This window comes from Campylobacter pinnipediorum subsp. pinnipediorum (assembly GCF_002021925.1).
Classification (GTDB): domain Bacteria; phylum Campylobacterota; class Campylobacteria; order Campylobacterales; family Campylobacteraceae; genus Campylobacter_A; species Campylobacter_A pinnipediorum.
Map to the genome: position 1 here is coordinate 575,172 of NZ_CP012546.1, position 13,110 is coordinate 588,281.

12 protein-coding genes and 1 tRNA gene are annotated in these 13,110 nt (G+C 28.7%); 9 read left to right on the top strand and 4 right to left on the bottom strand.

From position 1 onward, the window contains the following. Positions 1–11: 11 nt before the first annotated feature. Together ruvA and CPIN17260_RS02990 are read right to left on the bottom strand one after the other, a co-directional pair. Positions 12–572: a Holliday junction branch migration protein RuvA gene (gene ruvA / locus CPIN17260_RS02985; RefSeq protein WP_069632854.1), complete on the bottom strand. Its 561-nt coding sequence runs from the start codon at positions 570–572 to the stop codon at positions 12–14. Next, positions 569–2,473, bottom strand: coding sequence for a flagellar assembly protein A (locus CPIN17260_RS02990; RefSeq protein ID WP_069632853.1), 1,905 nt, complete (start codon positions 2,471–2,473; stop codon positions 569–571). The genes ruvA and CPIN17260_RS02990 overlap by 4 nt, the downstream gene beginning before the upstream one ends. Positions 2,474–2,632: 159 nt before the next feature. On the opposite strand from CPIN17260_RS02990, the gene murJ reads away from it, so the two are divergent. The 8 genes from murJ to pgsA are packed head-to-tail and all read left to right on the top strand — an operon-like array spanning position 2,633 to position 11,705. Next, positions 2,633–4,033: a murein biosynthesis integral membrane protein MurJ gene (murJ, locus tag CPIN17260_RS02995; protein WP_078440537.1), complete on the top strand. Its 1,401-nt coding sequence runs from the start codon at positions 2,633–2,635 to the stop codon at positions 4,031–4,033. Continuing rightward, complete coding sequence (gene cysS, locus CPIN17260_RS03000; RefSeq protein ID WP_078440538.1) at positions 4,017–5,396, top strand: cysteine--tRNA ligase; 1,380 nt, start codon at positions 4,017–4,019, stop codon at positions 5,394–5,396. The genes murJ and cysS overlap by 17 nt, the downstream gene beginning before the upstream one ends. Continuing rightward, complete coding sequence (locus tag CPIN17260_RS03005; RefSeq protein ID WP_078440933.1) at positions 5,393–7,117, top strand: ABC transporter ATP-binding protein; 1,725 nt, start codon at positions 5,393–5,395, stop codon at positions 7,115–7,117. Before cysS ends, CPIN17260_RS03005 begins: the two co-directional genes overlap by 4 nt. A 45-nt stretch (positions 7,118–7,162) precedes the next feature. Next, positions 7,163–8,236, top strand: a complete 1,074-nt coding sequence (locus CPIN17260_RS03010) for a quinone-dependent dihydroorotate dehydrogenase (RefSeq protein WP_078440539.1) — start codon at positions 7,163–7,165, stop codon at positions 8,234–8,236. A 13-nt stretch (positions 8,237–8,249) separates the two neighbouring features. Beyond that, entirely contained in the window at positions 8,250–9,497 is a 1,248-nt protein-coding gene (locus tag CPIN17260_RS03015; RefSeq protein ID WP_078440540.1) for a M16 family metallopeptidase, read from the top strand. Further along, on the top strand, positions 9,494–10,387 hold the full coding sequence (gene dapA / locus CPIN17260_RS03020) for a 4-hydroxy-tetrahydrodipicolinate synthase (RefSeq protein ID WP_069637205.1): 894 nt from the start codon (positions 9,494–9,496) through the stop codon (positions 10,385–10,387). Before CPIN17260_RS03015 ends, dapA begins: the two co-directional genes overlap by 4 nt. Beyond that, on the top strand, positions 10,387–11,172 hold the full coding sequence (locus tag CPIN17260_RS03025) for an enoyl-ACP reductase (RefSeq protein WP_069632848.1): 786 nt from the start codon (positions 10,387–10,389) through the stop codon (positions 11,170–11,172). The genes dapA and CPIN17260_RS03025 overlap by 1 nt, the downstream gene beginning before the upstream one ends. Beyond that, positions 11,169–11,705: a CDP-diacylglycerol--glycerol-3-phosphate 3-phosphatidyltransferase gene (gene pgsA, locus CPIN17260_RS03030; RefSeq protein WP_078387512.1), complete on the top strand. Its 537-nt coding sequence runs from the start codon at positions 11,169–11,171 to the stop codon at positions 11,703–11,705. Before CPIN17260_RS03025 ends, pgsA begins: the two co-directional genes overlap by 4 nt. Before the next feature lie 14 nt (positions 11,706–11,719). Here the strand turns inward: pgsA and CPIN17260_RS03035 are convergent, their stop codons facing one another. Then, positions 11,720–12,457: a hypothetical protein gene (locus tag CPIN17260_RS03035; protein WP_078440541.1), complete on the bottom strand. Its 738-nt coding sequence runs from the start codon at positions 12,455–12,457 to the stop codon at positions 11,720–11,722. A 252-nt stretch (positions 12,458–12,709) separates the two neighbouring features. Then, positions 12,710–12,786 (bottom strand) — tRNA-Arg (locus tag CPIN17260_RS03040). A 153-nt stretch (positions 12,787–12,939) separates the two neighbouring features. Here CPIN17260_RS03040 and CPIN17260_RS09285 point away from each other — a divergent pair. After that, positions 12,940–13,110, top strand: coding sequence for a hypothetical protein (locus tag CPIN17260_RS09285; protein WP_167562272.1), 171 nt, complete (start codon positions 12,940–12,942; stop codon positions 13,108–13,110).

Consider the following 13,110-nt stretch of genomic DNA (forward strand, 5'->3'; position numbering starts at 1 on the left):
TATATTCTTTCCTATCCTAATTTTTTTAAAGCTTGTTTTATGATTTCACCAGTTTCCATAGACTCGGCATCAATACCAGCAAGAACTTTATAAATTTTATCTTTTTTAAATCCAAGTGCCTCAAGAGCCATAATTGCTTCATTTTTATGTGCAGAGATGTTTTCTCCACTTATAAGATTAGCATCACTTAATTCAGCGATTATTCTTCTTGCTGTTTTTAACCCAATTCCTGGAACTTTTTTTAAAGTATCTAAATCTCCATTCAGTATGGCATTTGTAAAAGAATTTGGATTTAGTGATGAACATATTGCCATAGCTGTACTTGCACCTATTCCATTTAATTTTACAAGCATTTCAAACATTTTTTGCTCACTCAAATCTAAAAAACCATAAAACAAATTTGCATCTTCTCTTATTATTTGAGTTATATTAAGCTCTATTTTTGATCCGCTTTCAAGCTTTGCAGAACAAAAAAGAGATATAAAAATACCATAGCTAACACCGCTAACTGTTTTTAATATAACAAATGCAGGATCTTTTTTTGTTATAACGCCTTCAATAGCTTTTATCACTGTTTTTCCTTTAATTTTGGCAGTAATTCAAGATCATTTGATTTTTTAATCTCAAATTTAATATCATCACCTTCTTCTATTTTTGTTACCATAACAACTCTCGATATCTCATTTTGCCTTGTATGATAAACAACTTCCGTAGCAGGATTAACTATTATAAACTTAATCTCATTTAATTCAAGCCAATTACTTCTATTTACAATTTTAGAAGCAAAAATCTCATTTTGCATAAAATCAAGCTCATTTTTTAACTCTTTTAAATTATCTTTTTTTGTATTATATTCTTTTAAAAGCATATTATACTCACCAACTAACTGCTGATACTCTTTAAGTTTTTTTATAAAAGTAACAGGTGGAACAACCTTAGATTTCTGTAATTCTTCAACTTTAGATTTTATTGTATGTATAGAAGATTTATTTGTATCTATAATTATTTTTTTTGATTCTAATATTTTTGGTATTTTTTTAATATCTTTTTTTAAGTCATTAATTTTTTCAACTTGACCCTCTATATCATAACTCCTATCTTTTATTTTAGTTGCATCTATAATAAGCTTATTATTATTTCCTCGTAAATATTTAATATCTATTAAACTAAGGCCAGTTATCGTACAATTTGACACTAATGTTTCAATTATCACCTCATCGGCTGTTATATTTCCGCCTATTACGCTTCTTATAATAGCTTTTTTAGCTACAACAGTTCCGCCTTCAAGCCTATCAATATAAACCTCATCGGCTTCAACAAATCCAATATGAACATGTATATCCGCCTTTTTAGCTTTTACTTTTGCTTTTGCATGAGTTTGACCACCTATCTTAACGTTATCTGCAATCACGGATGCGTTAGAACCAATATTTCCTTTCACGCTAACATCTTTTGCCTCAACAACAACGCCAGTTCCAATAGCATCTTTAAATATATCATCTTCTTTTATTAAAATACTAACATTAGAATCTAACTCCGTCTTAACAGAACCTGTGTCTTTAAAGGTTATTTCATTTATTTCAAGCTGCTCTTTGATATCATAAATACCCTGATTATCACTCACAAATCCTGGTTTTTTAGCTATATATTTTATACTTGTATCATCTTCTATTTTTTTTATGTTTTCAGTAATGCCTATCTCTTTTAAATTATTGTCTTTGGGTAATTGAACCTCTATAAAATCACCTCTAACATTCCTACCACTCTTTCCATTTTGAGGCTTAATATATTCAATTATCATTTCATTTAATACAACACCTGAGACAAAACCTCTACTGGCATGATCCATCTTGTCATTTTTATCAATATTTTTAAGCTTATTTTTATAGTGCAGAATCAATTTAGACTCTATTGATTTTCTAGGTTCAAAACCTTTTGCTACAATAAAGGTATAATCATCATCTATAATCTCTTTGATACGCAAAATAGAAGATATTTTTTTTAATTCACTTTTTAGGCTGTCATCTCTGATACCTATAAGAATATTGGCTCTAATTAGTTTTTTGGCTATAAAATTATACATTAATTCTTCATAACCATTTTCATAAATAGCATCTTTAGTTGCATGAACAGTTCCCACTATCTTTGTTAAAGATTGATTTGCTCCTATGCTGATATTTGGAATTTTTGGCTTAACCAGAACTCTAATGTCGTAATACTCAACCTTATAAACTTGCTCTATTACAAGAGTCGGGTCAAGATAAAAGTCAAGATCATTAAAAATATCAAGTTCATTTTTAGACAAACTAACAGGTTCTTGATTTTCTTTATTTGTATATAATGTAGTAAAATCTAATAAATTAAAATCTATAAATTTAGCTTCAACTCCAGTATTTTTACTAATCTCTTTTATATCTTCATATGGTGTTTTTGAATCTGCACTAATGGGAGACAGATATTTTGCTTCACTCAAGCTAGTTCCTAATTGTAAAATATATTTAAATTTCTATTATTATCTCTAAATTTTTATTAAAAATTGGTTATATACAAAACCACGTTATTGGTAAAAAATATTTTTAAGTTTTTTTCGGTAGTATCATATATTTTAATTTTGATTATATGGGAAAATAACTTGATTAAGGGTTTTATTTCAAATGCTTCAGGTATAATGCTTTCTAGAATACTAGGTCTTGTACGTGACATACTTACCGCACTAATCTTGGGTGCTGGAATTTTTAGTGATCTATTTTTTATAGCTTTCAAGATGCCAAATTTGTTTAGAAGAGTATTTGCAGAGGGTGCTTTCACACAATCTTTTTTACCAAATTTTGTAAAATCAAATAAAAAAGCCATTTTTAGTGCCGAGATCTTTCTAAAATTTCTATTTTTTATCTCACTTTTAACCCTACTTGTAAATATATTTACAAAAGAATTTATAACAATAATAGCTACTGGATTAAAAGATGAAGATATGATAAATGCTATAAATCTAGTAAGGATAAACTTTTTTTATCTAATACTTATTTATATGGCTAGTTTTATAGGCTCACTTTTACAATACAAAGGTCATTTTGCCACAACCGCATTTTCTACGGCACTACTAAATTTAAGTATGATTTGTGCCTTATTACTTGCAAATAATAAGACAGAAAAAGAGGTTGCTTTGTATCTTAGCTGTGGTGTTGTCATAGGTGGTATTTTACAGCTCATAACACATATAATAGCACTTTATATAAAAAACCTAAACAAGATGTTTTTTGGAGGAATTTATAACTTTATAAAAGGAAAAAAAGCTGATACTAAAAATTTCTTTATCAATTTTTATCACGGTGTTTTTGGTTCATCAGCACTTCAAATTAGCTCTTTTATGGATACATGGCTGGCTAGTTTTTTAGCCACAGGAAGTATTAGTTATATGTTTTATGCAAATAGAATTTTTCAACTCCCACTTGCTGTATTTGCAATAGCTTTATCACAAGCACTATTTCCAAAAATAGCAAGACTCTTAAAAAACAACGATACACAAAATGCATTACTTCAAACAAAAAAAAGTTTTAACATACTGTTTTTTACACTTTTAGCATCCTGTGTTGGTGGTATAGTGTTATCAGAACCTATAATTTGGCTACTTTTTGAAAGAGGAAATTTTACACAAGAAGACACAATACAATGTGCTAAAGTTTTAAGTGCTTATCTTATAGGACTTTTGCCGTTTGGGCTAATTAAACTTTTTGCACTTTGGCTATATGCAAAAATGAAGCAAAAAATAGCTTCTAAAATAGCAACAATAGGACTTGTAATAAATCTTATCTTAGCAGTCATACTAATGCAATTTTTAGGTGCTATTGGTTTAGCATTAGCTAGTTCTATAGTTGGTTTTTTACAACTTGGTCTTTACCTAAAAGAATTTGGATATAGAAAATTTTTAGGTATAATTGAGTCTAAATTTATATTTTTTACAATGATATTTTTAGTGGTTGAGTTTTTTAGCCTTGAATATTTAAAGGAATTTTTTTATGCAAATTTACGATAGTTCTAAAAAAATAAAATTAGAATTTAAACCAGAAGGTGAGACTGTTCGAATTTATGTATGTGGTCCTACTGTTTACGATCATTCACATTTAGGTCATGCAAAATCAGCTATAAGTTTTGATTTATTAAGAAGGGTTCTAATAGAGCTTGGATATAAACTAAAATTTGTAAGAAACTACACTGATATTGATGATAAAATTTTAAAAAAAATGAGTGAAACAAATAAGCCACTAGAAGAAATAACAAATTTTTATATAAAAAGCTATGAAGATGACATGAAAGCTTTAAATGTCTTAGACCCAGATATTAAGCCTAAGGCAACAGAATGTGTGGATGATATGATTGATTATATATCAAATCTAATAAACAAAGGTTTTGCTTATAAACTAGATGACGGAATATATTTTGACACAACAAAAGACAAGCACTATCTAAGTATAAGTGGCAGAGAAAATGAAGAAAATAGCATAGCAAGAATAGAAACAAATAATTGTAAAAACAACCAAAAAGACTTTGTTTTATGGAAATTTGATGAAAACTTTTATGATTCACCTTTTGGTAAAGGAAGACCTGGTTGGCACTCTGAGTGTGTAGCTATGATAAAAAAATATCTGTCAAATGATAGCGAGTTTGAGGTTGATATTCATGCCGGAGGTAGCGATTTATTATTTCCACATCACGAAAATGAAGCAGCACAATGCAGATGTGGCGAAGAAAAGACGCTATCAAAATATTGGATGCATAATGGTTTTATACAAATAAATAATGAAAAAATGGCAAAAAGTTTAGGCAATAGTTTTTTTGTAAAAGATGCATTAAAATTATATCATGGAGAGGTTATTAGATTTTATCTTTTAAGCACACATTATCGTGCGAATTTTAATTATTCATTGCAAGATTTAAATGCATCAAAAAAACGCCTTGATAAATTATATAGACTTAAAAAAAGAGTTTATGGTGTAAAAGAAAGTGAAATAGACACAGGATTCAAAGATGAAATTTTAAAAGCTTTAAGTGATGATTTAAATACATCAAAAGCATTAGCTGTTGTTGATGAGTTTGTGGCTAATGCAAATGAAGCCTTGGATAAAGAACCAAAAAACAAAAGCATAAAATCTCAAATAGTCGCAAATATATCGTTTATAAACAAAGTTATAGGCATAGGTATTATAGACAACTTTGAGTATTTTCAGTTTGGAATAGATGAGCAAAGTAAGCAAAAAATAGATGAACTTATAAGCAAAAGAGATGAAGCAAAAAAGGCAAAAGACTTTCAAACAGCAGACAAAATAAGAGAAGAGCTTACAAAAATGCAAATAAGCATAATGGATACCGCAAATGGAACATTTTGGGAAAAAATATGAAGCAACTTACCTTATTTCAAGTATTAAAAAGATTTAAAGGCTATTTTAAGGATTATATACCGTATTTTGTACTAGCATTCATAGGTATGATTTTAGCAAGTGGGGGCTCAGCTGCCACAGCATGGCTAGTGCAACCTGTTTTAGATAAAATTTTTGTTGAAAAAAACAGAGAATTACTATATATATTACCTTATGCGATAATACTTGTTTATTTTCTAAAAAATGCCGGAACATTTATGCAAGCATATTATACAGCCTATATAGGGCAAGATGCAATTAGGCGTTTTAGAGATGAGTTGTTAGCAAAACTATTAAGCCTTGATATGAGTTTTTTTAACAAATATAGAACTGGCGAGTTAATGAGTAGAACGATGAATGATATTGAAAGAATTAGAACTATAGTATCTACAATGATACCTGAGTTCATAAGAGAAATTATAACCGCCATATCATTACTTTGTGTTGTTATATATCAAAGTCCAAGATTGGCATTTTTTGCCCTCATAGTACTTCCGGTTGCTGCATATCCCATAATAACTCTTGCAAAAAAAATGAAAAAAATCTCAAGAAAATCTCAAGAAAAAATATCAGATATAAGTTCGGCTTTAAATGAAATTTTTACAAATATTGAGATAATAAAAGCAAATAATGCACAAAGTTATGAGCATAAAAGATTTGCGGATGAAAATTTTAATTTTCTAAAAATAAACTTAAAAGCAACAAGAATAGAACAATTAGTAAGCCCTTTAATGGAGATGATAGGCTCAATAGGTGTTGCTATAGTTATAATTATAGGAGGCAAAGAGGTAATAGATGGCACTATTAGCATAGGATCATTCTTTTCATTTTTATCTGCTCTTTTTATGCTTTATACCCCAATAAAAAGAGTTGTTGGAATTTATAGCAAACTACAAGATGCAATAGCAGCAAGTGAAAGAACATTTGAACTAATGGATAAAAAAAGTTTAATGTTGGATGGCAATTTAGAAATTCCAGATAAAATTAGTAGTATAATTTTTGATAATGTTAGACTAAACTATGATAAAAAAGAGGTATTAAAAGGCATAAATTTTGAGGCAAAAACATCTGAAATGATAGCTTTTGTAGGCTCTAGTGGCGGTGGAAAAACATCAATTATAAACCTTCTGATGAGATTTTACAATGTAACTAGCGGTATCATAAAAATAAACGGAACAAATATAAATGATTTTAGTATAAATTCCATTCGTGACAAGATAGGACTTGTGACACAAAGAATATATATTTTTAATGACACAATAGCAAACAATGTATCTTATGGAAAAGAATACAATGAAGAAGCTATTATAAATGCATTAAAAATGGCAAATGCTTATGGGTTTGTAAGCGAATTAGATGATGGTATAAATACTATTCTTGATGAGTTTGGAACAAATCTTTCAGGTGGGCAAAGACAAAGAATAGCAATTGCAAGAGCACTATACAAAAATCCAGAAATTTTAATATTTGATGAAGCCACATCAGCTCTTGATAATGAGAGTGAAAAAGAGATCACAAATGCTATAAATAGATTAAAGCACACAAAAATAATATTTGTTATAGCTCATAGACTAAGCACTATACAAAATGCTGATAAAATAGTTGTTATAAGCAATGGGGTTGTTGCCGGCTTTGATACTGATGAAAATTTAAGTAAAAATTGTGATATTTATGCAAAACTCAAAGGCAAAGCCTTAGTTTAAGCGGTTTTTTGATACAATCTCTGATATATTTTTAAGGATATTTTTTTGATTTTAAAATATGATTATTTAAAACAAATTTTTTTTAAATTTGATCCGGAAACTGCTCACAAAATAGTAGAAAATACATTGCACTATACAGATGCATTATGTCCTAAAATTTTTGATTTTACTTCAAAATATTTTACATTTGAAGATCAAGCTTTAGAGCAAAATATATTTTCAACAACATATAAAAATCCGGTTGGTATAGGTGGTGGATTTGATAAAAATGCAACAATGCTATCTGGACTAAAATCCTTAGGATTTGGATACTTAGAATGCGGAACTTTTACACCAAAACCTCAAGATGGAAATGCTAAACCTCGCCTTTTTAGATTGATAGATGAAGAAAGTATACAAAATGCAATGGGTTTTAATAATAAAGGAAGCGAATATATAAAAAATATTGTTAAAAACAAATATCCATTCCAAATTCCACTTTGGGCGAACATAGGAAAAAATAAGCTTACACCAAATAAAAATGCCATTTGTGATTATGAAAAACTAGTAAATGATTTTAACGATATTTGTGATGCTTTTGTGGTAAATATATCATCACCAAACACACCAAATTTAAGAGATTTACAAGAAAAAGATTTTATAAAAGAACTTTTTTTAACATTAAAAAATATTACAAAAAAACCAATTATTTTAAAAATTTCACCTGATTTGGAGATAAAAAAGGCAATTGAAATTTGCATAAGCGCAATAGAAAATGGCGCAAATGGTATCATACTAGCAAATACAAGCATCAACTATTCGCTATCAAACTCAAAAAACTTAAGGGATTTTGGTGGTCTTAGTGGACAAAACATAAAACAACTTTCAAGAAATATGTTTAAATTAATATCAAATGAAACATATGGTAAAACTGTATTAATAGCCTGTGGCGGTATAGACAATGCTCAAGAAGCCTATGATAGAATTAAAATGGGTGCTAGTTTGATTCAAATTTTTACAAGTTTTATATACAAAGGTCCCAAAATTTGTTATGATATAAATAGTGGCATTTTAAAATTATTAAAACAAGATGGACTATCTAATATAAAAGATGCCATTGGAATAGATATTAAAAGATAAAGAAGGATTATTTTTGATAAAATTTAATAAAACTACACTAAAAAATAAGCTAGAAGTTTATCATATACCTGTTAACAAGGGCTCAAAAGTTATAAGTGTAGATATATTTTACAAAGTTGGGTCCAGAAATGAGACTATGGGTAAAAGCGGGATAGCTCACATGCTAGAACATTTAAATTTCAAATCAACAAAAAACCTAAAAGCTGGAGAATTTGATGAGATAGTAAAAGGATTTGGTGGAATAAATAATGCTTCTACTGGATTTGATTATACACATTATTTCATAAAATGCTCAAATGAAAATCTAAAAAAAAGCTTAGATTTATTTGCTGAACTTATGAAGAATTTAAAACTAAAAGATAGTGAATTTCAACCAGAAAGAGATGTTGTTGCAGAAGAAAGAAGATGGAGAACTGATAATAATCCATTGGGATATTTGTATTTTAGGCTTTACAATAATGCTTTTATGTATCATCCATATCACTGGACACCAATAGGCTTTATAAATGATATAAGAAATTGGAATATTAATAATATAAAAGAATTTCACTCAACATATTATCAACCAAAAAATGCAATACTAATAATAAGTGGCGATATCTCAAAAGACGATGCATTTAAACTAGCAAAAGATAGTTTTGAGAATATAAAAAATACAAAACAAATACCAAAATTACACTGCATAGAACCAAAACAAGATGGTGAAAAAAGAGCTATAATATACAAAGATAGCCCTACTCAAATGATTGCAATTGCATATAAAATACCGCCATTTAATCACGAAGATCAAATAGCTTTAAATGCTATGAGTGAATATCTAGCAAACGGCAAAAGCTCTATTTTACAAGATATCTTAGTAGAACAAAAACAGCTTGTAAATCAAATATATGCATATCCTATGAGCAGTATAGATGAAAATCTTTTTGTATTCCTTGCAGTTTGTAATCCAGACATTAAAGCAGAAGATATAGAAAAAGAAATTTTACAAATAATATCAAATATAAAAGAAAAAGAGATAGATGAAGATGATATTTTAAGAGTTAAAAATATCATAAAAACAGATTTTGTATACTCATTTGATAGTGCTTCCAAGGTTGCTAGCTTATATGGCAGTTATCTAGCAAAAGGTGACATAAAACCTTTATATAAGCTGGAGGAAAGCATAGAAAATATAGACAAAGAGATGCTAAAAGAGGCTGCAAAAAAATACTTTATAGCAAAAAACTCAACCACGGTTATACTAAAAAAGGAAGAGGGATGAAACAACAAATTATAGGTGCAATGACGGCATTGATAACACCATTTAAAAATAATAAAATAGATGAAGAAACTTATGAAAAACTAATCCTTAGACAGATAAAAAACGGGATAGATGCCGTGGTGCCGGTTGGAACAACTGGAGAAAGTGCAACTCTAACCCATGATGAGCATAGAGTTTGTATAGAAATAGCAGTTAATGTCTGTAAAAATACAAATACAAAAGTGTTAGCTGGAGCTGGAAGTAATGCTACGCATGAAGCTATAGATATAGCTCAGTTTGCACAAAAAAATGGAGCAGACGGTATACTTTCCGTAGCACCTTATTACAACAAGCCTATGCAAAATGGGCTATATGAACACTATAAAGCTATAGCAAATAGCATAGATATACCAGTTTTATTGTATAATGTGCCAGGCAGAACAGGCTCTGATATAATGCCCCAAACGGCTCTTAAGCTTTTTAAAGATTGTAAGAATATATATGGCATAAAAGAAGCAACAGGAAAAATAGATAGATGTGTTGATCTTTTGGCACACGAACCTGCTTTGGTAGTAATAAGCGGAGAAGATGCTATAAATTACCCTATTTTAGCAAATGGTGGCAAGGGTGTCATATCTGTAACATCAAATTTATTACCAGATAATATATCTGATTTAACACATTTAGCTTTAGAAGAAAAATTCATACAAGCTAAAAAAATAAATGATATGTTATATGATATTAATAAAATTATGTTTTGTGAAAGCAATCCAATACCAGTAAAAGCAGCTATGTATTTAGCTGGATTAACACCTGTGCTTGAATATAGATTGCCATTAACAAAACCAAGTAACGAAAACTTAAAAAATATAGAAAAAATTATGAAAAACTATAATATAAAAGGATTTTAATGTATTTAAAAGATGATTTTCAAAACAAAACTTTAGTAATTAGTGGTGGAACCAGAGGGATAGGAAGATCTATTGTCTTAGAATTTGCAAAAATGGGTGCAAATATTGCTTTTACTTATAATTCAAACGAAGAACTTGCAAAACAACAAGCATTGGAATTAGAAAAAGAATATAACATAAAAGCCAGAGCTTATGCCTTAAACATACTAGAGCCAGAAATGTATAAAGATTTGTTTTTAAAAATAGATGAAGATTTTGATAGAGTTGATTTTTTTATATCAAACGCAATTATAGCTGGTCGTTCTGTAGCTGGCGGTTATACTAAATTTTTAAAATTAAGACCAAGAGGAATAAATAATATCTTTACAGCAACAGTAAATGCATTTGTTGTTGGAGCTCAAGAAGCGGCAAAAAGAATGCAAAAAGTTGGAGGTGGAAGCATAATATCTCTTTCATCAACTGGAAATTTAGTCTATATACAAAACTATGCTGGTCACGGAACAGCAAAAGCAGCTGTTGAAGCAATGGCAAGGTATGCAGCAACAGAACTTGGAGAGTTTAATATAAGAGTAAATATAGTAAGTGGTGGCCCTATAGACACAGATGCTTTAAAAGCATTTACAAACTACGAAGAGGTTAAAGAAGTTACATCAAAACTTAGTCCTTTAAACAGAATGGGACAACCTGATGATTTAGCAGGTGCTTGTCTATTTTTATGCTCAAGCAAAGCAAGCTGGGTAACAGGACATACATTTGTTATCGACGGAGGAACAACATTTAAATGAGTCTAAATCTGCCAAATGCGCTAGCTTTTTTTAGAATACTTTTAGCACCATTGATGTTTTACATACTTATAAATGCACAATCTAATTTTTCAGATGTGCATATAAGTTGGATAAATTATTTTGCTGGACTTATTTTTGTTATAGCTAGTGTAACAGACTTTTTTGATGGATATATAGCAAGAGCATGGGACCAAAAAACAAAACTTGGTGCCATACTTGACCCATTGGCTGACAAAATGCTTATATTGGCAGCTTTCTTAGGTCTTATGATGATACAAAGAGCAAATCCTTGGGCTGTATATATAATACTAGTAAGGGAGTTTTTTATAACTGGTTTTAGGGTTGTTGTTGCAAGTGAGGGTTTAAATGTTTCGGCTTCTATAGCTGGAAAAATAAAAACAGTTTTTCAAATGATAGCCATAGGATGGCTTGTAATGCAATGGTCATTTTCAGATGTATTGCTTTGGTTCTCAGTAATTTTAACACTATATTCAGGTCTTGAATACATTATAACTTATATAAAAGCAAAATAAGAAAAAACCTTAAATTATAAACTTTTTACATCAACAGATACGGCGCTAGTCTTAAGTTCCTTTAGCTCATAAAACAGATAATAATATATTAATTCATCTGGATTTAAGCTTTTATTAACAAACACAGGTTCAATCATATTCATGATCTTATCAGACAAACTAGCAACCTCGACTAATAAAAGTTCATCTGATCTATTTTTTGCAACCTTAATACAATTAGAAAATAAAGAAAAAATAGACTCAAATTCGTTTAAAACAACATTTGAAACTATCTTTGAATCATTATAAACTATTTTATTTAATTTCTCTTTGAGATCAACTAAAGCAACCAATGTTTCTTTTATTTTATTTTTATGCTTTGCTGTATTTTTGTAGCCTTTTTTGGAAGAATTGCCATATTCAACAACAAGCAAGTCTATCGTCTCTTCTATAAATTCCAAGCTCTGCTTTAAATTTTTATTTATATTTGGATCAACACCATTTTTCTTCATCTTATGTCTTAAGAGCATTTGGATTTGTTGCAAATAAGAGCTTATACTTTCATAGTAATCTTCATCGTTAAAAACTCTTTTAAAAAAAGAACTTTCATTTCGACTTTTTAAGTTTTTGTTTTTTAGATTTTCCATCATATTATTAAACTCAATTACACTTAAATTTGATTGGTTTTCAATATTATCATTATTGATATTTTCAAAAGTGGTAATATATTGTTCTAGCTTTTCTATATCTTTTTTTATAGCATTAAAATTCACATAAATCTCTTATAAATATTTTTAAAAATATTATACTAAAAATATAAAAAATTTAAAATAAAAAACATTTTAATGAAAATTAAGGATATAGATATTTATTTAAACCTGATTTTTGGCAGACTTTTTTATATCAAGTTTACTTAGTCTGTAAAAAATGCTTAAAAACAAAGAAAACATAAGAAGATTAAAAAACCTAGTAGTATTAATAAAATTATTACTTTAAAAAACAAGAAGATATTGAAAATGTATGAATGGTGCGCCCGAGAGGATTCGAACCTCTGGCCTTTTGAACCGCAATCAAATGCTCTATCCAGCTGAGCTACGAGCGCAAGAAGTAGTAAAGTAAAATACTTATTTAGATTTGTGATTTTATCAAAATATCCTTAAATTAAACATAGTTTGAATAAATTTATACTTTTTTTAGTGATAACTTGTTAATCTTTAGAATAAAAATAAATTTCAAATAATTAAAAAGGATAAAGATGAATAATTTTTTTGACAGCTTAAAAGAGATAAAAAAGGATATGGTAAAAGAGCAAAAATCAGCTCAACCAAAAACAATAACAAAAGAAGATGTGATAGCAAAAAAAGAAAAAAAACTAAGAGATGATTTCTTGGCGTATATAAAAGATTGCAATATAAAGAAGATTTAA

What these genes read in the sequence shown, in the direction of transcription:
- cysS (WP_078440538.1), top strand. Translation starts at nt 4,017, where the DNA reads ATGCAAATTTACGATAGTTCTAAAAAAATAAAATTAGAATTTAAACCA.
- CPIN17260_RS03005 (WP_078440933.1), top strand. Translation starts at nt 5,393, where the DNA reads ATGAAGCAACTTACCTTATTTCAAGTATTAAAAAGATTTAAAGGCTAT.
- dapA (WP_069637205.1), top strand. Translation starts at nt 9,494, where the DNA reads ATGAAACAACAAATTATAGGTGCAATGACGGCATTGATAACACCATTT.
- CPIN17260_RS03025 (WP_069632848.1), top strand. Translation starts at nt 10,387, where the DNA reads ATGTATTTAAAAGATGATTTTCAAAACAAAACTTTAGTAATTAGTGGT.
- pgsA (WP_078387512.1), top strand. Translation starts at nt 11,169, where the DNA reads ATGAGTCTAAATCTGCCAAATGCGCTAGCTTTTTTTAGAATACTTTTA.
- CPIN17260_RS09285 (WP_167562272.1), top strand. Translation starts at nt 12,940, where the DNA reads ATGAATAATTTTTTTGACAGCTTAAAAGAGATAAAAAAGGATATGGTA.